Origin of the sequence: Parafrankia soli, from assembly GCF_001854695.1 — a bacterium.
GTDB classification, from domain to species: Bacteria; Actinomycetota; Actinomycetes; order Frankiales; family Frankiaceae; genus Parafrankia; species Parafrankia soli.
The window spans coordinates 86,599-108,788 of record NZ_MAXA01000235.1 but is presented as its reverse complement, the minus strand read 5'-3'; the positions used below and the strand labels follow the sequence as shown (position 1 = coordinate 108,788).

Annotated in this window: 19 protein-coding genes and 1 pseudogene; 8 read left to right on the top strand and 12 right to left on the bottom strand. The window is 71.1% G+C overall.

Translation table 11 applies throughout. The features are described from left to right. The first annotated feature begins 171 nt into the window (after positions 1-171). The 3 genes from BBK14_RS24275 to BBK14_RS24265 all read left to right on the top strand — a co-directional run bounded on the left by BBK14_RS24275 (position 172) and on the right by BBK14_RS24265 (position 3,219). The gene (locus BBK14_RS24275) at positions 172-1,179 is read left to right on the top strand and encodes an LLM class F420-dependent oxidoreductase (protein WP_071065562.1); all 1,008 of its coding nucleotides are present in this window, start codon (positions 172-174) and stop codon (positions 1,177-1,179) included. Between the two features lie 195 nt (positions 1,180-1,374). After that, positions 1,375-2,310, top strand: coding sequence for a DUF2889 domain-containing protein (locus BBK14_RS24270; RefSeq protein WP_241831812.1), 936 nt, complete (start codon positions 1,375-1,377; stop codon positions 2,308-2,310). A 78-nt stretch (positions 2,311-2,388) separates the two neighbouring features. Further along, complete coding sequence (locus BBK14_RS24265; protein ID WP_071065560.1) at positions 2,389-3,219, top strand: crotonase/enoyl-CoA hydratase family protein; 831 nt, start codon at positions 2,389-2,391, stop codon at positions 3,217-3,219. Positions 3,220-3,295: 76 nt separating this feature from the next. On the opposite strand, the gene BBK14_RS24260 is transcribed toward BBK14_RS24265, so the two are convergent. The 4 genes from BBK14_RS24260 to BBK14_RS24245 all read right to left on the bottom strand — a co-directional run bounded on the left by BBK14_RS24260 (position 3,296) and on the right by BBK14_RS24245 (position 8,431). Further along, complete coding sequence (locus BBK14_RS24260; protein WP_116430143.1) at positions 3,296-4,711, bottom strand: HNH endonuclease signature motif containing protein; 1,416 nt, start codon at positions 4,709-4,711, stop codon at positions 3,296-3,298. 661 nt (positions 4,712-5,372) lie between these two features. After that, complete coding sequence (locus tag BBK14_RS24255) at positions 5,373-5,906, bottom strand: DUF427 domain-containing protein (protein WP_241831811.1); 534 nt, start codon at positions 5,904-5,906, stop codon at positions 5,373-5,375. Between the two features lie 209 nt (positions 5,907-6,115). Then, positions 6,116-7,441 carry a DUF427 domain-containing protein gene (locus BBK14_RS24250; protein ID WP_241831810.1) on the bottom strand — a complete coding sequence of 442 codons (1,326 nt, stop codon included), beginning with the start codon at positions 7,439-7,441 and terminating at the stop codon, positions 6,116-6,118. Between the two features lie 93 nt (positions 7,442-7,534). Then, complete coding sequence (locus BBK14_RS24245; protein WP_071065556.1) at positions 7,535-8,431, bottom strand: alpha/beta fold hydrolase; 897 nt, start codon at positions 8,429-8,431, stop codon at positions 7,535-7,537. Between the two features lie 82 nt (positions 8,432-8,513). On the opposite strand from BBK14_RS24245, the gene ddaH reads away from it, so the two are divergent. Further along, complete coding sequence (gene ddaH / locus BBK14_RS24240) at positions 8,514-9,470, top strand: dimethylargininase (RefSeq protein WP_338045497.1); 957 nt, start codon at positions 8,514-8,516, stop codon at positions 9,468-9,470. Between the two features lie 209 nt (positions 9,471-9,679). After that, positions 9,680-9,826 carry a hypothetical protein gene (locus tag BBK14_RS39125; RefSeq protein WP_165938603.1) on the top strand — a complete coding sequence of 49 codons (147 nt, stop codon included), beginning with the start codon at positions 9,680-9,682 and terminating at the stop codon, positions 9,824-9,826. Positions 9,827-9,918: 92 nt separating this feature from the next. Here BBK14_RS39125 and BBK14_RS24235 read toward each other — a convergent pair whose 3' ends face one another. Next, complete coding sequence (locus tag BBK14_RS24235) at positions 9,919-10,248, bottom strand: hypothetical protein (protein ID WP_071065554.1); 330 nt, start codon at positions 10,246-10,248, stop codon at positions 9,919-9,921. A gap of 504 nt (positions 10,249-10,752) precedes the next feature. Here BBK14_RS24235 and BBK14_RS24230 point away from each other — a divergent pair. Genes BBK14_RS24230 through BBK14_RS24220 form a run of 3 tightly spaced genes read left to right on the top strand, consistent with a single transcriptional unit; the run spans position 10,753 to position 14,526 of the window. After that, positions 10,753-11,928, top strand: a complete 1,176-nt coding sequence (locus BBK14_RS24230) for an LLM class flavin-dependent oxidoreductase (RefSeq protein WP_071065553.1) — start codon at positions 10,753-10,755, stop codon at positions 11,926-11,928. Between the two features lie 5 nt (positions 11,929-11,933). After that, the gene (locus tag BBK14_RS24225) at positions 11,934-13,130 is read left to right on the top strand and encodes an LLM class flavin-dependent oxidoreductase (RefSeq protein WP_071065552.1); all 1,197 of its coding nucleotides are present in this window, start codon (positions 11,934-11,936) and stop codon (positions 13,128-13,130) included. A 28-nt stretch (positions 13,131-13,158) separates the two neighbouring features. Next, complete coding sequence (locus BBK14_RS24220; protein ID WP_071065551.1) at positions 13,159-14,526, top strand: NtaA/DmoA family FMN-dependent monooxygenase; 1,368 nt, start codon at positions 13,159-13,161, stop codon at positions 14,524-14,526. Positions 14,527-14,613: 87 nt separating this feature from the next. Here BBK14_RS24220 and BBK14_RS24215 read toward each other — a convergent pair whose 3' ends face one another. From BBK14_RS24215 to BBK14_RS40550, 7 genes and pseudogenes are all read right to left on the bottom strand, one after another. Next, positions 14,614-16,020, bottom strand: coding sequence for an FAD-binding oxidoreductase (locus BBK14_RS24215; RefSeq protein ID WP_071065646.1), 1,407 nt, complete (start codon positions 16,018-16,020; stop codon positions 14,614-14,616). After that, complete coding sequence (locus tag BBK14_RS24210; RefSeq protein ID WP_071065550.1) at positions 16,017-17,855, bottom strand: rhodanese-like domain-containing protein; 1,839 nt, start codon at positions 17,853-17,855, stop codon at positions 16,017-16,019. Before BBK14_RS24210 ends, BBK14_RS24215 begins: the two co-directional genes overlap by 4 nt. Further along, positions 17,852-19,143 (bottom strand): annotated as a pseudogene (locus BBK14_RS24205) (ATP-binding cassette domain-containing protein). The gene BBK14_RS24210 and the pseudogene BBK14_RS24205 overlap by 4 nt, the downstream one beginning before the upstream one ends. A gap of 164 nt (positions 19,144-19,307) precedes the next feature. Continuing rightward, positions 19,308-20,090, bottom strand: coding sequence for an ABC transporter permease (locus tag BBK14_RS35835; RefSeq protein ID WP_083391210.1), 783 nt, complete (start codon positions 20,088-20,090; stop codon positions 19,308-19,310). Between the two features lie 112 nt (positions 20,091-20,202). Further along, positions 20,203-21,387, bottom strand: a complete 1,185-nt coding sequence (locus tag BBK14_RS24195; RefSeq protein ID WP_071065549.1) for an acyl-CoA dehydrogenase family protein — start codon at positions 21,385-21,387, stop codon at positions 20,203-20,205. 52 nt (positions 21,388-21,439) lie between these two features. Next, a complete protein-coding gene (locus tag BBK14_RS40555; protein ID WP_241831809.1) occupies positions 21,440-21,763 on the bottom strand; it encodes an alpha/beta fold hydrolase in 324 nt (107 codons plus the stop codon). 41 nt (positions 21,764-21,804) lie between these two features. Continuing rightward, positions 21,805-22,122, bottom strand: a complete 318-nt coding sequence (locus tag BBK14_RS40550; protein WP_241831808.1) for an alpha/beta hydrolase — start codon at positions 22,120-22,122, stop codon at positions 21,805-21,807. Between the last annotated feature and the right edge of the window lie 68 nt (positions 22,123-22,190).

Here is a 22,190-nt window from a genome sequence, read left to right as displayed (position 1 = left end):
GTCCTCCGGTCTCTCACGTGCCCTGGGTACGGGCATGTCATACCGTGCGTGACGAGATCGGTCCGATCGGTGCACATGACGGACGTGGTGGCAGGATCGGTTGCCTGCGTCGGTCCGCTGGCACCAACCTGATGACCGGCGGCGTGCCCGGGACTGCAACGAGGAGACGCGATGAAGATCGATTTCACTCTGTCTGACGACATCGCCTCGACCTCGACCACTGCCGCCCGCGTCGAGAAGGAGGGGTACGCCGGCGCCTGGGTCGGGGAGACCCGGCACGACCCGTTCATGCAGTGTCTTCAGGCCGCGACCGCGACCAGTTCCCTGACGGTCGGGACATCGATCGCGATCGCGTTTGGCCGCACGCCGATGACACTGGCGAATCTGGGATACGACCTGGCGCAGTACAGCGAGGGCCGGTTTGTCCTCGGCCTCGGATCGCAGATCAAGCCGCACATCGAGAAGCGCTTCTCGATGCCGTGGTCGCACCCCGCCGCCCGCATGCGTGAGCTCATCCTGGCGATCCGGGCAATCTGGGACTGCTGGCAGAACGGCACAAAGCTGGACTTCCGCGGCGATTTCTACACCCACACGCTCATGACCCCGTTCTTCACCCCCAAGCCGCACTCCTTCGGCCCGCCCCCGATCTACCTCGCCGGGGTGGGACCCGGCATGACCGAGGTCGCCGGCGAGGTCGCGGACGGGTTCCTCGTCCATCCCTTCAGCACCATGCGCTACGTCGAGGAGGTGACGATTCCCGCACTGCTGCGCGGCCGGGCCAAGGCCGGCAAGACCGACCTGGAGGACTTCACGATCTGCGGGCCTTCCTTCGTCACCATCGGCCGGACCGCACAGGAGATGGACCGCGCGGTGGCCGCCACCAAGAAGCAGATCGCCTTCTACGGCTCCACCCCCGCCTACCGCGCCGTCTTCGACATGCACGGCTGGGGCGAGGTGCAGCCCGAGCTGACGGCCCTCTCCAAGCAGGGCCGCTGGGATGACATGGCCGACCTGGTGACCGACGAGATGATGGCCGAGTTCTCCGTCGTAGGCACCCCCGAGGAGGTCGGCCGCGCACTCGGCGAGAAGATCGGCGGCGTCTACGCCCGGACAACGCTCTACGACTCGGGCGGCTCCGACCCGGCGCACTGGCCCGCGGTGCTCGACGCGGCCCGCTGACCCGCCCGGCACGCCCCATCGGGAATGGGTAGCCGTCGCCAGGTGTCCTCCTAGGCGAGCCCCGAGTGACAAAGGGGGATAGGGATGGCCTCGAACTGGGAGCTTGTGCCCCCACCGCCTGCGGAGCCGCCACTGCACCCGCGGCGCGGCATACACGAGCCGACCGCAGGCAGCCCCCCGCGCCGTCCCGGTTCGGTGCGGCGAACGATCACACTCGACTCGCTGCGCCCGGACGGCCCGACCGGAAACCTGATCCTGATCGGCCGCGGTCGGGACCTGGCCACCGGCCCCGAGGGCGCCGCCTCCGTGATCGCCGAGGCGATGTTCCGCTTCGAGATCGCCTTCCAGAGCCGTCGCGAAATCCTGCGCGTCGAGACTGCTCCAGAGGTCCCCGAACTGGCCGGCCTCATCGGCGTGAGCTCCACATCCGGCTTCCGTCGTCACCTGGCCGAGATCGTGCCGGAGCTCCGGGCCACCCATCCGTTGCTTGCCGCGTTGTTCGACGATGCCCCGGTGACCTCGCTCGTCTCCGGCTACGCGACAGCTCGCATGGGCCTCGTTCACGGCGATGGACGGATCATGCTGGCGCAGGCCGACCAATGCGCAGGCTGGGCGCGCGGCGCGACGATCATCAACTCGATCGAGGACGGGAACGGCCCACCCATGGTCACCGGCCCACGGGCGCCGTCCCTGCTGGTGCCCGATGATCCGATGGCATGGCATGCGCTGACCGGACTGCCTCCGCACGGCATGCGGCGGGCCCGCCGCCTTGACCTGCTGCCCGCCGGCGTCGACGCACTGCAGGTGGACGTGCTTTTCCGGGACAGCTACCAGTCCGACAGCGGACCTGAGGCCGTCATCCACGAGTACACGGTGAACGCGCTGCTCGACCCGGAGACAATGACGTTCACCGAGATCGAGTCGACTCCGCGCGCGCTGCCGTGGGTCGAGTGCCCGAGCGCGGCCGCGAGCGCCGCCCGGCTGGCTGGCGCCGCAGCCGCAGACGTCCGGCAGGTCGTGGGCACAACCTTCCGCGGTACGTCTACCTGCACGCACCTGAACGACACACTGCGATCGCTCGGCGATGTCCCCGCCCTGGCGGCCATGCTGCCAGGGCGCTCGGCACCGTAGGTGTGATCTTGCGGCGAGTGTGTCGATGGGAGAAGGTGGACGGATTCGGACGGGACACAGTTTCTTCGGGAGTCTTTCGTGGGTAGCCGCAGTTTCGAGATAGACGTGGTCGATAAGGTCGCATGGCTCGTTCTCTCCAGGCCGGAAGAACTCAACACGCTTCAACCGGATTTCTGGCGAGATCTCCCCCTGGCCGTTTCGAAGATTGACCAGGACGGAGGCGTCCGGGTGCTCGTGATCTCGTCGACCGGTCGACACTTCACCGCGGGCCTGGACCTGAATGTCTTCGGCGGCACGGAGCTTTTTCCGGACGGAGAGCCGGCTCGTGTCAACATGGCCCGCCGCTCGCTTATTCTTCGCATGCAGGGCGCTCTCACTGCGCTGGAACGGGTGCGCTTCCCCGTTCTCGCGGCGGTGCAGGGCGGTTGTGTCGGGGGCGGCCTCGACCTTGTGACGGCCTGCGACATGCGTTATGCCACCGCGGACGCGTTTTTCGTTGTTCAGGAGACAAAGATCGGAATTACCGCCGATCTCGGCACACTGCAGCGACTCCCCAAGGTAATTCCGGACGGAGTTGCGCGTGAGCTCGTCTACACCGGTCGTCGACTTCCCGCCGACCGTGCGCTCGCCGTCGGCCTGGTGAACGAGGTCTACCCGGATCAGGAAGCGATGCTGCGCGGTGTACGCGAGGTTGCGGAGGAAATTGCCGCCAACAGCCCAATGGCGGTCTGGGGGAGCAAGGAGATGCTGCTCTACTCGCGCGATCACCCCGTCGCCGACGCCCTGGCACACACGGCAACCTGGCAGGCGGGGGCACTTCAGCCAGTAGACGTTACCGAGTCGATTCAGGCCCGGATGGAGAAGCGCGTCCCGAGCTACCCGGATCTCCCGTCGACCTCGGATACCTGACGGCGCCGTCGTCCGAATCCGAGTGTCCTGTCGAAGCCCGTCCTGTACGAGATCGAATCCCTCCTCGTGGTTCGCCTCAGGAGGGTGGGTTGTCCCTGTCGTCGGGTCGGTTGGTGTTGGGTGATGGGTTGGGGTGGTGGTAGGGGTCTGGGTTGATGGTGATGGTGTGGCCGAGGGCGGTGGTCCAGTGGAAGATACCGGGTTCTGGTTGGTGGATTTTCCATTTTCCTTGGTGTCGCATGCGGTGGTGGCGGCGGCAGAGGAGCCCGAGGTTTCGGGTCACGGTGGGTCCGTGGTCGGTGTGGGGGATGGTGTGGTCGATATCGCAGTGGATCGCCTGTCGGGTGCAGCCTGGGTGTCGGCATGTCCGGTCGCGGGTTCGGATGTGGCGTGTCTGGGCGGGTGTCGGGTGGCGGCGGTTGGCGACTTCGAGGAGGTGTCCGCGGGGGTCGGTGAGGATGCGCCGCCAGGTTGATCCCGGCCGGTGGGCCATGTCGTGGGCGATGGCGGCGGGGATGCTCCCGATTCCGGGGATCTCGCCTGGGGCTGTGGAGGTGCCGAGCAGGGTGGTGATGGGGACGATGACCTGGACGTCGCAGCTGAGGGGCTGGGCGTGTTGTGTGCGGCCGGTGAGGAGGTCGACGAGTACGTCGGCGCGGATCTGGTCGGTGGTTCTGTTGTCGGCTGTGGTGTTCTGGGTGGAGATTCGGCGGGCGAGTTGGTCGATGCGCTGGTAGCAGGCATGGGCTTCGTCGGCGGGGAGGAAGGCGGTCAGCCTGCTGGCGTTGTCTTCGCTGGTGAGGATCCGAACCCGGCGTTCGGCTTTTCGTGCTTGGGTGCGTGCGGTGGAACCGTCGGGGTCGAGGGTGTGTACGGCGCGTCGGGTGGCGTCGGTGAAGGCTTCTCTGGTGCGGCGGGGGCCGCCGTGGAGTACGTGTTTTTCGACGGCTGCCGCGAGGTCGTCGTCCAGGGGTCGTGTGGCGCGTGCGAGGGTGTGGAGTCGTGGGAGGTCGATGCGGCCTTTTCTCAGTTCGTGGAGTGCGTGGGGGAGGCGGTTGGTGATGGTGCGGGCGTGGGACATGTCGCGGGCGGCGGTGGTGGGGGAGACGCTGATCTCGATGGCGACGTCCTCGGGTGCGAGCTCGCTGGGCGCTGCGGTGGTTGTGGTGTTGTCGGGTGAGCAGATCCGGGCGAGTGCGGCGAGGTCCTCGATCATTTCTGCCTGAATCCAGCCCAGGAGCATGGCCTTGCTCTGGTAGTTGTCGAGGTGATGGCGGAATTGTTCGGCAGCCGACCCGCTGCCGGAGATCTGGTTGGCCTCCTCGGTTTGTGTGATGGCGATTTCCTGCGCCGTTGTGAAGGTCGGTCTGGTGTCTCCGGTCAGTTCGGCGTGTGCGGCTGCGAGCACGTTGAGGAGGATTTTCGGGTGCCGCTTTGGCTGCTCTGTATTCGTCTCCGACGTCTGGGGCGGGGTGTGGCTGGGTGTGTGCATGGGGATGACCGCCTGCCAACGCGAGACCGTTTCGAACGTGCGTTCGACTCTAGGTGGGGTTGGTGCGGTCAGGCAAGCGTGCTCGTTGACGAGACCACAAATGTGTCTCCTGCGTTCGCGGGGGAGGTCCCCGGGCTGTGTGAGCGTGCCGGCGAGATGGTTCTCGCCCGTCTCGTCGCACCCCGCTACTGGTGTCCCGACCAGGTATTTTTCCCGGCGGAGGGACCGGCCCGGACGCGGTGCGCGAAGGCTGTCGGTCGGCCCGGCAAGGCGGTTGACCGGATTGGGTGGTCCGCGTAGCGTCGTCGCGGACAGTGATTGTCGGCGGGTGTCACCGTCGCATTGACGGCAGGGCTAAATGTCGTCGAATCTATAAATGAATTCGAGGGTTATCAAATAAACAGTGCCTGGATGGTTGGGTGGTTCCGGTGTCGCGGGATTCTCTGCGCCACGTCGGGTTCGTGGGCCGGCCAGAGTTGAGGGCGGAGTGGTCGGTGCGACTTTTCGGGCCGAGTCACACCGCCGTCGCCTGCGATCACACCCGCACTTCGGCCATCCAGGAGATCATGCCCTGGGTGGCCGCGCGGTGATCGCGGCTGGGTCGGCCGATGGCGGCCCAGCCGTGATGCACCCCAGCTGCTGGGAACGGCGACTTACCCGGTCAGCACCGTCCGCCGTTACTGCAGGTCGGTCCGTCCGGCTGCGGMTCGAGGTCCTCGAGGGCGCGGGTCGGGGCGGGCAGATCGTGCCTCACCGTCACACGCGATCCGTCGAAGCTCAGCAGGCCGGAGATCGGGATACTTTCGGGGAGCGGATCCTCGTACGACCAGGCGACGTCCTCCACGACGACGTCCCCGACGATCGCCGACCAGTAGGACGCGGCTCCCTTGTAGGGGCAGTAGGTCGTCGTCGTGCTCGGGCGGAGAAGTCCCATGTCGACCTGCTGGCGGCGAACGTACAGCCGTGGTGCGAGCGCGGACTCGTACAGGGCGACGGTGTCCGAGGTGTCGACGAGGACCGCGTCGCCGACCTCGACGCGCAGGCGCCGAGTCGAGCGAAGGCAGTCGACCCGGTGGTAGGGGTTGCGCGGATGCCCGAGCATCCGTTCCTCTTCTTCCCACCATTCGTCGACAGCGTCCCATGGAACCCGTACGTGTCCTGCGACGGCGGGCTCGGGTTCGGATGCCACAGTCACCTGGACATCCTCGGAGGGGAACGCATAGGTCGGAGGTTGTCCCGGTGCATGAACCAGCAGCACTCGCTCGCTGTCGATCACGGTCCGACCGTCGGAACGGCCGCGTACCCGACGTTGGAAGGGCTCGACGTAGACAAGCGGTGTCGGGAGAGACGCGCTGAAGCGGCCGGCTGGCCGCGTGGACAGGGGGCCTCGTCCAGTCGTGAGACTCATAGCGCGGTCCTGTCGTCGACCGCGCGCCCGTCATTCCTGAAGCCCCGCATCATGGCGTCGACGGTGAACGACGAGATCAGTGCATCGGCCTCGTCGTAGACCCGGCATTCGGAATGGGTCATTCCGTCGCCGGCGAAGGTCGACAGATGGTGATAGCGCATCCAGTGGTCGGCCCGGASATTGGAGTGAAAGGAGATGCCAATCGCGTTGATCCCCATCGACAGCGTGCGATGGGCCTGGTTCTGGCCGACCCCCTCATGCGGGCGCAGGGCGGCGGCGATGGAGATGTGCCCGGTGAACTGGGCGAGCAGCCCGGCCTGTAGGCACGGGTCGTCCGGCACCGTGCGGAACCGGACCCATGTGTCGATGACCGGAGGACCCACGGGCGCGGCCGGGTCGTCGGTGTACGCCGCGTCGACCATGCGGATGTCGCGTCCGGTCACGGACATGTCGTAGGGCTTGCTGTCGTAGGGGCCTGCGGATGGCGGCGGGGCCGCGGAGTGGCGGACGACGTCCGGTGCGGTGACATCGAGCAGCAGGGTGCCGCTGGCGCGCCGCTTTCCGCGCTGGGAGACGTGTACTGCCAGCGTTGTGAAGCTCCGGCCGGAGCTGAGCTCGTCCACCTCGAACTCGAGAGGTTCGCGCGCGTCCGCTGCCCGGTAGAACACCATGTGCGCCGAGACAACCCGCCGCCCGGGCGCGTGGCGGCCGCCGGCCACCACGGCCTGCCCGAGCATCTGGCTGCCTTCGACGACAGGCCGCCGGGGATCAGCAAGGGCCACGCTGACGTATCTGCGGTCGCCGGCCTGGCGGACATTCATGATGTCGATGAGATCTGAGGCGTCGCCCCAGGTGGGGAAGCGTTTGATCGTGCTGTCGCGGGGCTGCTCGCCGGGGAGCTCGTCGACGATCTCCACCCGGACCCGGTCGTGATCGAAGGCGGCAAAGTCGGTCAGCCACTCCAGGCCGGAAGCCGGCTGGGTGAAGGCCCACAGCGCGTCCCGGCCGTCGACCGTCGTCGTGCTGGCGGGGTCGTGCCAGTCGACGGCGTCGGCGTCGACCTTCCCCTCGAGGGACCACAAGCGTGCCGTGCCCTTCACCGGGCACGACACCGTCCGGCCCTCGTCTCCGAAGGAGTCGAACCGGATGTCGGAGCGTGGAAAGTAAAGGACGGGGACCTGCCCCGGTTCCTGTACCCGGACGGCGGCTGTCGACTCCGCGACCAGGGTGTCACCCCACCACGCTCGGGCCGGGTAGGGGCATGGCTGCCGAGTTAAAGCCGGATCGCTTGCCGACGTCGCGTCGGCCGTTACAGGCTGCACGTCACAGGAAGCTAACACTGTGCCCAGGGTTGGGACGAGGAATCCGGAGTCGAGGGGCATCGGACCCGACTGTTTCGAGCCGTCGGTGGCCGCTCAGTGGGTGCCCGCCGTCGAGGACAGGCGGGTCAGCCACCCGAGGACCAGTGAGTTGAACACCTCGGGGTGCTCCTGATGCAGCCAGTGGCCGCCCGGCAGCACGTGAACCTCGTCGGACGGGCCCGCGGACAAGTCGCGTTCCCATTCTGCCTGGTCGGCGCGCCGTTCCCCGTACACGGACAGCACGGGGCAGGTCCGCTTGGCCAGGTAGTCGTCGCTCTGCTCCCGGCGGCCGAACTGGTCGACATCCAGCCACATGCCGGCGAAGGCCGCCTGGGCCACGTCGACAGGTACGCCCAGCGCACGTCGTCGGTGCCAGGTCGTCAGGTGCTCGGGGGTGTCGGGGCCAGCCAGCGCCGCGAGATACCTCAGCAGGCGCTCGACCCCGCCCGGCTCGCCGAGGTTCGCCAGCGACCGTGCGGATCTCTCAACGTCAGCTTCGGGCAGGCCGTAGGCGGGCTCCACCGCGACGACGGCGCGGACGAGATCGGGATGTTCCACGGCCAGCGCACTGGCGACCATCGCGCCCAGCGAGTGTCCGACGGCGACCACCCCGCCGTTGCTCGCGGTCACCCCCAACTCGCGAAGCAGGGCCGCGATGTCGGCGGCCAGGATCCGCGGCCGCAGCCCCTTCGAACCGGTGGACCGACCGTGGCCACGCAGATCGACGGCGATCACGCGGTGGCGCCGGAGGAAGGCTGGGATCTGGAAGTTCCAGTCGTGCGAGTCGCAACACCAACCGTGGACGAGCACCAGGGGCGGGGGTGCGCTGGGTGCTCTCGTCCCGTTCAGGCTCACCGGGCCTGGGCTCTCACCGAGGATCGCGGTCCCGTCCCGGGCCGGATCGTCGGTGAAGAACAGCCTGGTCTCGACCCCGAGGTCGAAGTACGGCATCGGTAGCCCCCGTTCGCTAGACGACGTTCGTTGACAATGGACTCGGGTGAGGACGCCGAGTCCGGCCCTGGAAGGCCTGCGCATGGCACGGACGAAGTCCTGCCAGACCGACGATCCGTGTCCGTCCGATGTTCCCGTGATTCCGCGGTTGTCTCGTCCGCGGGGCCTGCGGCGGCGGGCTGGCATCCTGGGGTGCGTGGACGCTGCCCCGGGAGATTCGACTGTCTCGCGTCGAGCCTCTGCCCGCAGGTACCTCATGTGTCCACCGGAGTACTTCGACGTCACCTATGCCATCAACCCGTGGATGCGCCCCGAGGTACCGACGGACCTCGCCCGGGTACACGCCCAGTGGGAGGCGCTGCGGGCCGTGTATCTGGGGCTGGGCCACCAGGTCGAGTTGGTCGAGCCGGTTCCCGGGCTACCGGACATGGTCTACGCGGCCAACGGCGGCCTGGTCGTCGACGACGTCGCGGTCGGGGCGCGTTTCCGGTACCCGCAGCGGCGGGCCGAGGCTGACCACTACCTCGACTGGTTCCGCGGGGCTGGAATGCGGCGGGTGCACGCCCCGTCGTACGTCAACGAGGGCGAAGGAGATTTCCTGCCGGTCGGCGGCGTTGTCCTGGCCGGGACGGGTTTCCGTACCGAGCCACGTGCGCACGCCGAGGTGGCGGGTGTTCTCGGCCGCAGGGTGCTGACCCTGGAGCTGGTCGATCCGCGTTTCTACCATCTCGACACCGCGCTCTGTGTCCTCACCGAGGACCTTGTCGCGTACTACCCGGCGGCATTCAGCGCGCGTAGCAACGCCCTGCTCCAGGAGACGTTTCCGGGGGCTCTCACGGTGTCCGAGCGGGAGGCGGTCGCGTTCGCGCTGAACGCGGTCAGTGATGGGCTGCACGTGGTGATCTCGGCCGATGCTGTCGGGTTCGCGAGCACTCTGCGTGACCATGGATTCATCCCGGTCGGCGTGGCCACGGATGAGATCCGGCGGGGTGGCGGCGGCGCGAAATGCTGCACGCTGGAACTGCGTCCGGCCGGCTGAGCCTGGCCGACTGAGCTCGGGAGTGCTCACCAAGCGAGACCGCCGCGCCGTTTCGGCGAAGATCGTGCACGTTCCGTGGACGCGCCGGGCGTGGCAATCAGGACAACTTTCGCCTGATGCGCTGTGGAGGTACTTTCTATCGCGGCATGAAGTACTCTGGAGAGAATCATCGGGACGACGTCGGACAACCTATGACTAAAATTGTTACGATGGTCGCGGCCGTGGACGGCCTGCCGACCATAGAAGAAACAGATGCAATGCTGGTCGAGCTGAACCGGCTTCCACGGGATCCGGTGGTGACCGATCTGATCGACGAGCTGCTGGATTTCCGGTCGCTCCTCGCCGCCGCCGTCTGAGCGGCTGCTCCGAAGCGACCGGAACCCGGCTACGCCGGACGGTGTTTCCGCCCTACCGGGCAGGTGACGCCGTCCGGTGAGACCTCATCGGGTCACTGCTGCGCCCCGAACGGCTGGCCCTGCTGCTGGCTGCCCTGGCCGCCCTGGCCGAACTGGTTGTACTGGCTGGAACCGAGCCGGTCGCGTGAGGCGCCGCCGCCCAGGGCCGAGCCGGCTCCGACAAGCTCCTGGATACGGTTCTCGACGTACCGCTCGCTGTGGTTCGTCTTGTCCGCGATCCGCGCAACGAGGTCGTTGACGCTGGTCGACGCGTCCAGGTCGGCGGTGCTCACCTGACCGAACTGGTCCAGGATGCGGTAGCGGATCTGGCGCCAGTTCTGCCGAAGCTGCTGCTCCACCTGCTGTGCCTGCTGCTGCTCCATGGTTCGGGAGACTCCTTTCAGTCGGGCTTTTTATTTCCCGCTAGGCGGCGCCCATGACGCTACCCCAGAAGCGCTTCCCGGCAAAGTCGAGGACTAATTATGTGGGCTGGTGGCAGGGTGGGTGTGGCGTCCATCTCCGTCGGGCGAATCCTGAATTTCGAGCTGTTCTAAATAGTTCGGATTCTGCGGTCTGGTCGGCGGGTCACGGGATGTTCGACGGCTTTGTTGCGGCGCGGGCGCGTGCGTCGGCATTGCCGCTCGCCGCCGATCGCGGGAGCGCCGGTCGCGGATGGGGCGGCGGGCGGGCGAACCCGGCGCGATCCCGCACACGGACCGGCGCGGGCGAAACTGCCCGGGCGGAACGGTCCCGGCTGAACGATCCGGGCGGAACGCGGGCCGGCAGAGTGGTCAGGGGGCTGGACAGCGTGCGGCGACAGCCATATCTTCACTAATTGACTGAACAAAGTGGGGTTACTGACGGTGGTCGAAGGGCGGTGGCTTCCCATGCCCCCAGCAGGCTCAGTCCCGCTGTCGGTGCTCGACCTGGCCCCCCTCCCCTCGGGATCCTCGGCGGCCGACGCGCTGCGCAACACGCTCGATCTGGCCCGGCAGGCCGAGCGGTTCGGCTACGCCCGCTACTGGCTCGCCGAGCATCACCTGACCCCGGGGGTCGCCTCCGCCGCACCCGCCGTTCTGATCGCCCTGGTCGCAGCGGCGACGGAGAGGATCAGGGTCGGCTCCGGGGCGGTCCAGACCGGGCATGACACGGCGGTGGTCGTCGCCGAGCAGTTCGGCACGATCGCGCACCTTCACCCCGGGCGGGTCGACCTGGGGCTTGGTCGATCCAACCTGGGCCGCTTGGTCGACCGGGCCGCCAAGCCCACGCCGAACGGCACAGCGCAGCCCCTGAACGGCACAGCGCAGCCGCCGCCTCGACCCTCGGCGCGGGTGGTCGACGGCCTGCTCCTCCCTGAGTCGCCGGCGGTCACCTTCGACGTGGAGCGCCTCGGCCGGCAGTTGCGGCTGGTCGGTTTCCGGGACGGACCCGAGGAGGACTACACCGCGCTGGTCCGCGACATCCAGGCGTTCGTCGGTGGTACCTACCGTGCGCCTGACGGTACGGCGCTGTCCGCGCCGGCCGCGGAGGGCGCAGATCTGGAGATCTGGATCCTGGCGGCGACCGCGGGCGGGAGCGCGCTCACGGCCGCGGCCCTCGGCCTGCCGCTCGGCGCGAATTACCACATCGTCCCGTCGACGGTGCTCGAGACGATCGCGGCGTACCGGGCCGCGTTCCGGCCCGGCGTGCTGAACGAGCCGCGGGTGATGGTCTCCGCCGACGTCGTCGTCGCGTCGGACGACGAGACCGCCCGCCGGCTCGCCAGCGGCTACGGTCCGTGGGTGGCCAGCATCCGCGCGGGCGGTGGCGCCATCCCGTACCCGAGCCCTGGGGAGGTGGCGGCGCGCGGGCTGAGCGACGCCGAGCGGGCACTGGTCGCCGACCGGGTGGACACCCAGTTCGTCGGCTCGCCCGAGACGGTCCTGCGGGGGCTGCGGGTCCTGCGGGACGCCACCGGCGCCGACGAGCTGCTGATCACCACGATCACCCACGATCACGCCGATCGCGTGCGTTCCTACGAGCTGCTCGCCGAGGCCTGGTCCCGGTCGAGCGCGGTGGGCTGACATCGATGACCGGTCCCACCGCCCCGGGCGAGCTGCGGCTCGCCGTCGCGCTCGACGGCTGCGGCTGGCACCCCGCCGCCTGGCGGGAGCCCGACGCCCGTCCCCGCGAGCTGTTCTCCGGCCGTTACTGGACGGAGCTCGTCCAGGAAGCCGAGCGTGGCCGGCTCGACTTCGTGACGATCGAGGACACGCTGGCGCTGCAGTCGTCCCGGTATGACGGCCCGGACGGCCGGGTCGACCAGGTCCGCGGCCGGCTCGACGCTGTCCTGGTGGCGGCCCGCGCCGCGCCGCGCACGCGGGCCATCGGCCTCGTCCCGACGGTGGTCGTGACGCACACCGAGCCGTTCCACGTGGCCAAGGCCGTCGCCACTCTCGACCATGTCAGTTCCGGGCGGGCCGGGGTGCGGGTCAGGGTCCGCGCGGGGCGGGACGAGGCCGCCCATTTCGGCCGTCGTGACCTGCCGCCGGCGCGGCCCGCGGACCTGTTCGACGAGGCCGCGGACTACGTCGAGGTCATGCGCCGGCTGTGGGACAGCTGGGAGGACGACGCCGAGATCCGCGACGTGGCCACGGGGCGGTTCATCGACCGCGACAAGCTGCACCACATCGACTTCGCGGGCCGGTGGTTCAGCGTGCGGGGTCCGTCGATCGTGCCGCGCCCGCCGCAGGGGCAGCCGCTGGTCACCGCGCTCGCGCACGCGGCCGTCCCGTACCGTTTCGCCGCGGGTTCGGTGGACCTCGTCCACGTGACACCGCGCGACGCCGCCGACGCGGCGCGGATCCTGCGCGACCTGCGGGCCGAGCAGGCCGCGGCCGGGCGGCTCGCGGAGTCCCTGCGGGTGTTCGCCGACCTGGTGGTGTTCCTCGACGACGCTGAGGGCCGGGCCGCCGCGCGCAGGGCCCGCCTGGACGAGCTCGCGGGCCGGGAGTTCCGGTCGGACGCCGCCGTCTTCGCCGGCACGCCGGCCGGCCTCGCCGACGTCCTCGAGGAGTGGGCGGGGGCGGGTATCGACGGATTTCAGCTGCGTCCGGCGGGGGTTCCCACCGATCTGACCGCGATCACCCGCGGGCTGGTGCCGGAGCTCCGGCGTCGTGGCCTGGTTCCGCCCGAGTACGGCGCGGGCACGCTGCGCGGCCTGCTCGGGTTCCCCCGGGCGGCCAACCGCTACGCCGCCGCCCCACCCGAACCCGCCGCCACCTGACGCGTCCRTCCTGACCGGGAGGAACCGGATGAGCAGCCCGACCAGGCAGATCCACCTCGCCGCGCACTTCCCGGGCGTGAACAACACGACCGTGTGGAGCGACCCGCGTTCGGGCAGCCACATCGCGTTCGAGTCGTTCGTCCATTTCGCCCGGACGGCGGAACGGGCGAAGTTCGACTTCCTGTTCCTGGCGGAGGGGCTGCGGCTGCGGGAGCAGCGCGGGCGCATCCACGACCTGGACGTCGTCGGGCGTCCAGACACGTTCACCGTGCTCGCGGCGCTGGCGGCGGTGACCGACCGGCTGGGTCTGGCCGGGACCATCAACTCGACGTTCAACGAGCCGTACGAGGTGGCCCGCCAGTTCGCCAGTCTCGACCATCTCTCCGACGGGCGCGCCGCGTGGAACGTCGTCACCTCCTGGGACGCGTTCACCGGGGAGAACTTCCGCCGTGGTGGCTTCCTGGCCGAGGAGCAGCGCTACGAGCGCGCCGAGCTGTTCCTGCGGACGGCCAGCGAGCTGTTCGACTCCTGGCGGGGGGACGAGATCGTCGCGGACAAGGAGTCCGGCGTCTTCCTGGCCGATGCCAAGGCGGGGGCGTTCGAGCACCACGACGCCCACTTCGACATCAGCGGGCAGTTCACGGTGCCGCGCAGCCCGCAGGGCCGGCCGGTGATCTTCCAGGCCGGTGACTCCGACGCGGGCCGGGAGTTCGCCGCCCGGTCCGCCGACGCGATCTTCAGCCGGCACAGCACGTTCGACGCCGGGCAGGCGTTCCACGCGGACGTCAAGCGCCGCCTCGCCCGCTACGGCCGTGCGCCCGAGGATCTCCTCGTCCTGCCGGCGGCGACGTTCGTCCTGGGCGACACCGACGCGCAGGCGCGGGAACGGGCCGAGGAGGTCCGCCGCCAGCAGGTCAGCGGCGCCACCGCGATCCAGTTCCTCGAGCAGGTGTGGAACCGCGACCTCGGTGACCACGATCCGGACGGGCCGCTGCCCGAGGTCGACCCCCAGCCCGGGGAGAACACGGTCGCCCAGGGCAGGGCGAGCGTGCGGATGTACGAGGACCGGCTGGCCACCGCCCGCCGCTGGCGCGAGATCGCCGAGGCGGGGAAGCTCACCACCCGCGAGCTGGTCATCGAGGTCAGCGGGCGGCAGGCGTTCGTCGGCAGCCCGGCGACCGTCGCGGACACGATCAACCGGTTCGTACAGGCCCGCGCGGCGGACGGGTTCATCCTCGTCCCGCACATCACCCCCGCCGGCCTGGACGAGTTCGCGGACACGGTCGTCCCGCTGCTCCAGGAACGCGGCGTGTTCCGGGCCGACTACACGGGGACGACGCTGCGCGACCATCTCGGTCTCGCCCCGGTACCAGGATGGCCGGTTCACGCGGTCTGAGGCTTTTCTGCGGCAGACCCGGGTAGTGGCCAACAGGGACGGTCGCTGCCCGAGATCGAGGCCGACCTCGGGATGGCGGTGATCCGGTCACAGGCCGCGACCGGGCGAGAGGATCCCGGTCGGGTCGAACAGGCGCCGCAGCCGCTGCTGCAGGGAGTGGTTCGTCGTCCCGAGCTCCGCGCCGAGCCAGCGGCGCTTGAGCGCGCCGATCCCGTGCTCGCCGGTCACGGTGCCGCCCAGGTCGAGTGCGGTCTGGAAGATCAGGTCGGCGGCCTTCCACGCCTCGGCCGGGATCTCGTCCGTCTCCCCGGCGGGGCCGCCCGCGCCGCCCGTGCGGTCCACGACGATGATCGGGTGCAGGTTGCCGTCGGCCGCGTGGGCGATGGTGAAGATCTGGACACCGGTATCGGCGCCGATCTCGGCGATCCGGGCCGCCGCCCGCGCCAGCCGCGACCGGGGGACGGCGATGTCCTCGATCAGCACCCGGCCGATCCGTTCGAGGGCCGGCAGCGCCGCCCGGCGCGCCGCCAGCAGCTCCGCCGCCGCCGGGTCCGTGGTGTCCGCGGAGCGGCGCACCGCGCGGGCGCGGCCGCGCAGCACCGCCTCGACGGCGTCGGCCTCGTCGCCGGCTCCGGCGCCGTCGGTCTGGACGAGCAGGAAGGCCTGTCCCGAGGTGGCGAGGTCGCTGCCCGTCGCCGCGTCCACGGCCCGCATGGTCGGCCCGTCGAGCAGCTCCGCCATGGCCACCACGATCCCGGTGGCCATGATCTCGGTGACCGCGTCCACGGCGGCGCCGAAGGAGTCGAAGAACGCCGCCAGGGTGACCGTGCGTCGCGGCGCGGGCCGCAGCCGCAGGGTGGCTCCGACGACGACGCCGAGCGTGCCCTCCGAGCCGACGAACAGCCCGGTCAGGTCGTAGCCGGCGACGCCCTTGACGGTGCGCCGCCCGGTGCTGACCAGCTCGCCGTCGGCGAGGACCACGTCCAGGCCGAGCACGGACTCCCGGGTCACGCCGTACTTGGCGCACCGCAGGCCGCCCGCGTTGGTGGCGATGTTCCCGCCGACGGTGGAGATCGCCGAGCTGGCCGGGTCGGGGGAGTAGGTCAGGCCCACCGCCCGCGCGGCCCGGTCCAGGTCGTCGGTGATCACCCCGGGCTCGACGACGGCGACCGCGTCCGCCACCGACAGCTCGCGGATGCGGTTCATGCCGGCGAGGTCGAGGATCACGGCCCCGTCCGGGGCCGCGGCGCCGCCGGCCAGACCTGTTCCGGCGCCCCGCACCGTCACCGGGACCCCCCGGGCGACCGCCTCGCGCAGCACCGCCCGCACGTCGTCGACGGTGCGCGCGAACGCGACGCCGAGCGGCCGCCCCGGCGGATGCCATCCTGAGCGGTCGAGCCGGTGGGCGTCGACGACCGCGTCGTCCTGGCTCCACCGCCCGCCCGGCAGTGCCGCCGCGAACGCCTCGCCGGCCGTGAGCCGCCGGTCCGTCATGGCCCGGTGGCGACGGGCCGCTGCGGGTCCGAGGACCAGGCGGACCACGAGCCCGGGTAGAGCGCGGCCTCGATGCCGGCGGCGGCCAGCGCCGCGATCTCGTGCGCCGCGGTCACCCCGGAGCCGCAGTAGACACCGACCGGTTCGCCCGCGCCGGTCGTCCCCAGTGCGGCGAAGCGCTCCCGCAGCCGTTCCGGGGAGAGGAACCGGCCGTGCTCGTCCAGGTTGTCGCCGGTGGACGCGCTGACCGCGCCGGGGATGTGGCCGGCGCGCGGGTCGACCGGTTCGATCTCGCCGCGGAAGCGCTCCGCGGCGCGGGCGTCCAGCAGCACGCCGTCGCGGGCGACCCGGGCCGCCTCGTCCGCGTCGAGGGTGGGCAGGTGACCGGCGTCGAGGACGACGTCACCCGGCTCGGGGACGACGTCGCCGGTAGCCAGCTCGAATCCGGCCTCCCGCCAGGCGCCGAGCGCGCCGTCGAGGATGCGGACGTCCGTCAGACCGGCCCAGCGCAGCAGCCACCAGGCCCGCGCGGCGGCCAGCCCGCCGTTGTCGTCGTACACGACGACTCCCCGGCCGGTCGCCACCCCCCAGCGTCGGGCCGCCCGCTGCAGGTCCTCGACGGCGGGCAGCGGATGGCGTCCCGCGGTCCCGCCCGGCGGGGCGGCCAGCTCGGTGTCCAGGTCGACGTACACCGCGCCCGGCAGGTGGCCGGCCAGGTAGTGGTCCCGCCCGTGCGGGTCGCCCAGCGCCCAGCGGACGTCGAGCAGCACCGGCGCGCGGGCCGTCGTGAGCTCGTCGTGCAGTCGCTTCGCGTCGACGAGGACGTCACCGGCGCGCGGCGCGGAGGCGAGCAGTTCGGCGATGTCGCTCTCGCCCAGGCCACCCGGCCCCAGCCCGCCCCGGGCGGCGAGGGCGATGTGTCGCTGCACGCCCGCGTTCAGCGGGGCGGACGTCCCGTGCAGGCGGGCGAGCAGCGCGATCTCGCCGTTGAGGAAGTCCGATTCCACCGAGGCACCGCGGGCCAGGCTCTGCCACGTCGAGCTGCCCTGGCGCGGATGGCCGGGGATGTCGTGCAGGACGAAGCCGGACAGGTCCAGCCCGGTGTCGCCGGAGAGCAGGTCGGTCACCTCGACCCCGGCGTTGGTCAGCACCTCGCGGGCCTCGGTGACGAGGGCCGCGCCCAGCGTCTCGCGGGCCTTGCCGGGCGGGTAGACCGCGTCGAGGTTGTAGGCGAGGTTCCCGAGCAGTTTCCCGGCCTTCCACCGTTCGACGTCCGGGACGACCTTCACGCCGAACTGCGCGCGGCGCAGGTCGGCGGCGATCCGCGTCGCCGCCGCACTCTCGCCCCGCGGTGCGCGCCCCAGGTAGAAGGCGCCGGCCAGGGGAGCGGCCGGCGAGACCACCTCGCCGGGCGTCGAGTAGGACGAGGGGATGATCACGACCGCGTCGATGACGGTGTCGAACCTGCGCAGCGCGGTGCGGGCGTTCTCCACCCCGTTCTGCAGGAGCAGGATGGGCAGCTGCTCGGCGGCGGTGCCACCCGGGCGTACCGGCTGCCACGCCCACTGGGCGACCAGGGCCTCGGTGTCCTGGGACTTGGTGGCCAGGACCAGCACGTCGCCGGGGAGCAGGTCGATCTCGTCCGGACCGCCGACGGCGGGGAGGGGGAGGCGCCGGTCGGAGTCGGGCCGGATGTAACGCAGGCCGCCGGCGCGCAGCGCCTCCAGGTTCGCCCCGCGGGCGACCAGGACGGCGTCGATGCCCGCGCCGTGCAGCTGGGCGGCGACGGTTGCCCCGACGGCACCCGCTCCGATGATGACGTATCTGCTGGTCATTCCGTCTCCTCAGGTCGAGGTGCCGCGAGCGCGGCGGCGAATCGCTGGCCGGGGATCGCGCCGAGCAGTTCCCGGGTGTGGTCCTGCACCGACACGTCGAGCGCCGAGACCGGCTCGTCGAGGAACACCAGTTCGGGTGCCAGCGCGAGCGCCCGSGCGATCGCCACCCGCTGGCGCTGGCCGCCGGAGAGCTCGGTCGGGCGGCGGTCGCGGAAGTCCCGCGGCAGCGCCACCTGGTCGAGCAGTTCGCTCACCCGCGCCTGGCGGCTCGCCCGGGTGCCCACCCGGAACGACACGAGCGGTTCGGCGATCGGCTCGGCGACGGTGAAGCGCGGGTCGAGGGAGGAGAACGGGTTCTGGTGGACGAGCTGGAACCGGTCGTCGGGGCCTCCAGCCGCATCGCGATCCGCAGCGCGGTGGTCTTGCCGGATCCGGACTCGCCGACGAGGCCGAGGGTCTGCCCGCGGCGCACGGTCAGGCTCACGTCCTCCAGCGCCCGGAAGGTGCGCGCGCCCCCTCTCGTCCGGGGCAGGGTGAAGTCCTTGGTGACCCCGTCGAGGCGCAGGATCTCCGGCGCGGTCCGCACCTCGGTGAACCGCGGGACGACCTGCCCCGCGCCGGACAGCGCGGGAGCGGCGCCGATCAGCCGCCGGGTGTACGGGTCGCACGGCGCGAGCAGGACCGTCGCCGGCTCACCCCGCTCGACCACCCGGCCGTCCCGCAGGACGACGACGTGGTCGGCGCGGTCCGCGGCGACACCGAGGTCGTGGGTGATGATCAGCAGGGCGGTGCGGGTCTCGCTGACCAGCCGGGCGAGATGGTCGAGGATCCGGCGCTGGACGGTCACGTCGAGTGCACTGGTCGGCTCGTCGGCGACGATCAGCCGCGGATGGCCCGCCAGCGCGATGGCGATCAGCACCCGCTGGCGCATGCCGCCGGAGAGCTGGTGCGGGTACTGCCGCGCGCGCGGGACGGGCTCGTCGAGGCCGGCGCGTTCGAGTGCCTCGACCACCGCGGCGGACAGCAGCCGGCGGTCGACGCCGCGTCGGCGCGCCGCCTCGGCGACCTGTCCGCCGACGCGCATCGTCGGGTTCAGCCCCACCATCGGGTCCTGGGGGATGAGACCGACGACCGGGCCGCGCAGTGCCCGCAGAGTGCGCTCGCCGGCCCGGGTGACGTCGGCGCCGCCGATCCGGATCGTGCCCGCGGTGATCCGCCCGTTGGCGGGCAGCAGGCCGAGGACGGCGTTGGCCGTGGTGGTCTTGCCCGATCCCGACTCACCCACCATCGCGACGGTCTCACCGGGGGCGATGACGAGGTCGAGGTCGGTCACCGCGGGATGGGCGACACCGGAGCGGTCGAGGTAGGCGACGCCCAGCCCGGCCAGCTCCACGACGAACCCGCCGTCCGTGCCTGCCACCGGTACCGGCGTCGGGGTCGGGGTGGGCGGGTTCACTGCCACCGTCGCACCTCCTCCAGGGTCCGGGCGATGTGGTTCAGGCTGAACACGACCAGCCCGACGAACAGGCCCGGCAGCAGCGACAGCCAGGGGCTGGTGATGAGGTAGTTGCGCCCGCTGGATATCAGCGTGCCCCATTCGGCGGCGGGAGGCGCCGCCCCGAAACCGAGGAAGCTCAGCGCGGAGATCGCCAGCACCGCGGTGCCGAAGTCGAGGACGGCGAGTACGGCCACCGGACCCCACGAGTTCGGCAGCACGTGCCGCAGCAGCACCCGTCCCCAGGACGCCCCGCCGGTCCGGGCGGCCTCCACGTAGGCCTGACCGCGGACCCGGAAGACCTCTGCTCTGGTGGTGCGGGCGAAACCGGGTGCGATGCCGACACCGACCGCGTTCGCGTCGAGCGGGGTGCCGTCGCTGAACGTCACGCCGTCGCGCAGGACGAAGGTGTACTCGGTGGCGTCCGGGTTCACCTTCCAGCTCTTCGCCAGCCAGGGCACGATCTTCCCGGTCTCGGGGTCCTGGTCGGTGAGCGAGTCGGCGAAGTTCCGGTTGATGCTGCGGGTCTCGATCACGTAGACCTGGTTCGGGTCGAAGCAGCTCTGCAGGCTGCTCCAGAACGCGATCTTCAGGGTGCCGCCCGGTACCGGGGTCCCGGTGTCCGTGCCGCCGCCGTCTCCACCGGACCCGCCGCCCCCGCACGCCGCCAGGGTGGCGGAGGCGAGGACGGCTGCCGCGGTGAGTCGCCGCGTGGATCGGCGGCGGCGCGAGGTGCTCATGGTCAGGGTGCTCCTCTAGCGATGAGCTCAGGTAGTGGTGATCTCAGGACGTTGGGGATCCTCGGAACCTGTGCAGGGCGGGAGGAACCGGTCGGCGTGACCGGATGGTCGTTCAGCGCGCGAGCGCGTGGCGGCCGGCGACCAGCAGCGCGGTGTCCTCCTGCGGCGGGTGGACCCGGGCGCACAGCACGTCCCGAAGGTGGCGCTCGAGTGGGTTGTGCCTGGTCAGCGCGGGATTGCCGATCGCGGCGACGGCTGTCTGCACCGCCGTGACGGCGGCCCGGACGATGAGCGGCTTCGCGAGCACCAGACGCTGCGGGGGGATCGACTCACCGGCGTCGATGCGGCGGCCCAGCCCGAAGGCGAGCTCCTCGGCCAGGACGAGCTGGGCCTCGATCTCCCCGGCCACGGCCTGGATGCGTTCGGTGGTGGCGATCGGACGTCCCAGCCCGGTCGGGACGCGCTCCTGGGCGAACCGGGCGAAGAAGTCCCGCGCGGCCCGGGCGACCCCGACGTACAGGGCGGACGCTCCCAGCGCCACGCCGGCGAACGCCGCGTCGCCCCGGTGCTCCGACGCCGGCGCCCCCTGGAAGTTCTCGGCCGGGATCTCCACGTCGGTGTAGATCGCGTCGTGGGTGCTGCTGGCCCGCAGGCCGAGATGGTCCCAGGTGCGCTCGATCCTGATCCCGGGGGAGTCTCCGGGGACGATCGCGTGGCCCTGCAGCGGATCGGCGTCGTCGGTCGCCGCCCACACCAGGTGGTAACTCAGCCCCTCCGAACCCGTCGCATAGCCCTTGTGCCCGTTGAGGACCCAGCCGGACGCCGTCCGCCGGATCGTCGTGGCCGGCAGCCCGCCGCGGACCGGCGCGCCCAGCTCGTGCTCGGCGCGGATCGCGTTGATCAGCACCGGCTGCTCGAGGGAGTCGCGGACGACCTTGCGGTAGAGCTCGTCGGGCCACCACGGGTCCTTGCTCTGCAAGGCGTGCTGGAACACGGTCATCGCGGTGATCAGGGCGACGGACGGGTCGCCCTGCCCCAACGCCCCGAACACCCGGATGCTGTCGACGGAGCTCAGGTCGGCGCCGCCGTAGCGCGGGGCGATGCCGAGGCGCAGCAGGCCCGCGCCGTGGACCACCCGAAGGCCCCGCCAGGGGAACTCGGCCGAGCGGTCGTGTTCCTCCGCGGTGGCGGCGAGCTGGGCGGTCACCGCGGCGAGGGCGTCGTCGGTGACGTCCACCGGCGGGAGTGCCGACCGCGCGTCGACGGTCGGCGTCGTCGCACCGAGCTCGATGGTCATGGCGTTCCTCCGCGGCGTGGGACGGGCATCGTCGGCGTGGACGTGGGAGTCGTCATGCCCAGCTCGTCCACTCGGCGATCCGGGGGAGCGCGGCGGCCGGGGCGGCGAGCCCGGCCGGGCCACTCTCCGTCTGGGGAAGGGCCCGAAGCCGCTCGAGGAACAGGACGATGACGGCCGCGGCGGTGCGGTGCGTGGCGTCGTTGAGCGCGTCGTGTCGGCCGCCGGCGATGGTCACGAACTCCGCGGACGGCGCCTTCGTGACGCTCGCCCTGGCCGCCCGCACCGGGCTGACCAGGTCGGCGTCACCATGGACGGCGAGCACCGGCACCCGTACCAGGCCCAGGTCGGCGGCGGCGGCGAGCCAGCCGGCGGGCACCGGGTCCAGCAGCGCGCCGCGCCGAACCCGCGGGTCGTTGCTCAGCCGCGACTGGTGGGTGGGGCAGGCGGTGCGCTCGGCCAGCTCGTTCTCCCAGGAGTCCGCCCGGGCAGGTCCGGGTCGTCGAGCAGCTCGCGGACGCGGGCCCGGGCCCCGTCCTCGTCGCTGGTCGCGTCGGCGACCACCCTGACCTTGTACCCGTCGGCCGCGATCCGGGTGCCGAACCGCTCGTAGACACCAGGGTGCTCGCCGCGGCCGGCGACCAGGATCACCGTGCCGCGCGGGGCCACGGGCTGCGGGTTGTCCCACCCGGCCACCGCGTTGGCCGGGGCGTCCTGGACGACTTGGAAGGAGGTCATCGCTGAAGTCCTGTCGTGTGCGGTCGGGTGGCCGCCACGGACGTCGATCCGCGGGCGGCGCGTGGCGT

Coding starts and splice junctions, on each gene's coding strand:
- BBK14_RS24275 (WP_071065562.1), top strand. CDS start 172: ATGAAGATCGATTTCACTCTGTCTGACGACATCGCCTCGACCTCGACC.
- BBK14_RS24260 (WP_116430143.1), bottom strand. CDS start 4,711: ATGCACACACCCAGCCACACCCCGCCCCAGACGTCGGAGACGAATACA.
- BBK14_RS24245 (WP_071065556.1), bottom strand. CDS start 8,431: ATGCCGTACTTCGACCTCGGGGTCGAGACCAGGCTGTTCTTCACCGAC.
- ddaH (WP_338045497.1), top strand. CDS start 8,514: ATGGCACGGACGAAGTCCTGCCAGACCGACGATCCGTGTCCGTCCGAT.
- BBK14_RS39125 (WP_165938603.1), top strand. CDS start 9,680: ATGGTCGCGGCCGTGGACGGCCTGCCGACCATAGAAGAAACAGATGCA.
- BBK14_RS24235 (WP_071065554.1), bottom strand. CDS start 10,248: ATGGAGCAGCAGCAGGCACAGCAGGTGGAGCAGCAGCTTCGGCAGAAC.
- BBK14_RS24230 (WP_071065553.1), top strand. CDS start 10,753: ATGCCCCCAGCAGGCTCAGTCCCGCTGTCGGTGCTCGACCTGGCCCCC.
- BBK14_RS24225 (WP_071065552.1), top strand. CDS start 11,934: ATGACCGGTCCCACCGCCCCGGGCGAGCTGCGGCTCGCCGTCGCGCTC.
- BBK14_RS24220 (WP_071065551.1), top strand. CDS start 13,159: ATGAGCAGCCCGACCAGGCAGATCCACCTCGCCGCGCACTTCCCGGGC.
- BBK14_RS24215 (WP_071065646.1), bottom strand. CDS start 16,020: ATGACGGACCGGCGGCTCACGGCCGGCGAGGCGTTCGCGGCGGCACTG.
- BBK14_RS24210 (WP_071065550.1), bottom strand. CDS start 17,855: ATGACCAGCAGATACGTCATCATCGGAGCGGGTGCCGTCGGGGCAACC.
- BBK14_RS35835 (WP_083391210.1), bottom strand. CDS start 20,090: ATGAGCACCTCGCGCCGCCGCCGATCCACGCGGCGACTCACCGCGGCA.
- BBK14_RS24195 (WP_071065549.1), bottom strand. CDS start 21,387: ATGACCATCGAGCTCGGTGCGACGACGCCGACCGTCGACGCGCGGTCG.
- BBK14_RS40550 (WP_241831808.1), bottom strand. CDS start 22,122: ATGACCTCCTTCCAAGTCGTCCAGGACGCCCCGGCCAACGCGGTGGCC.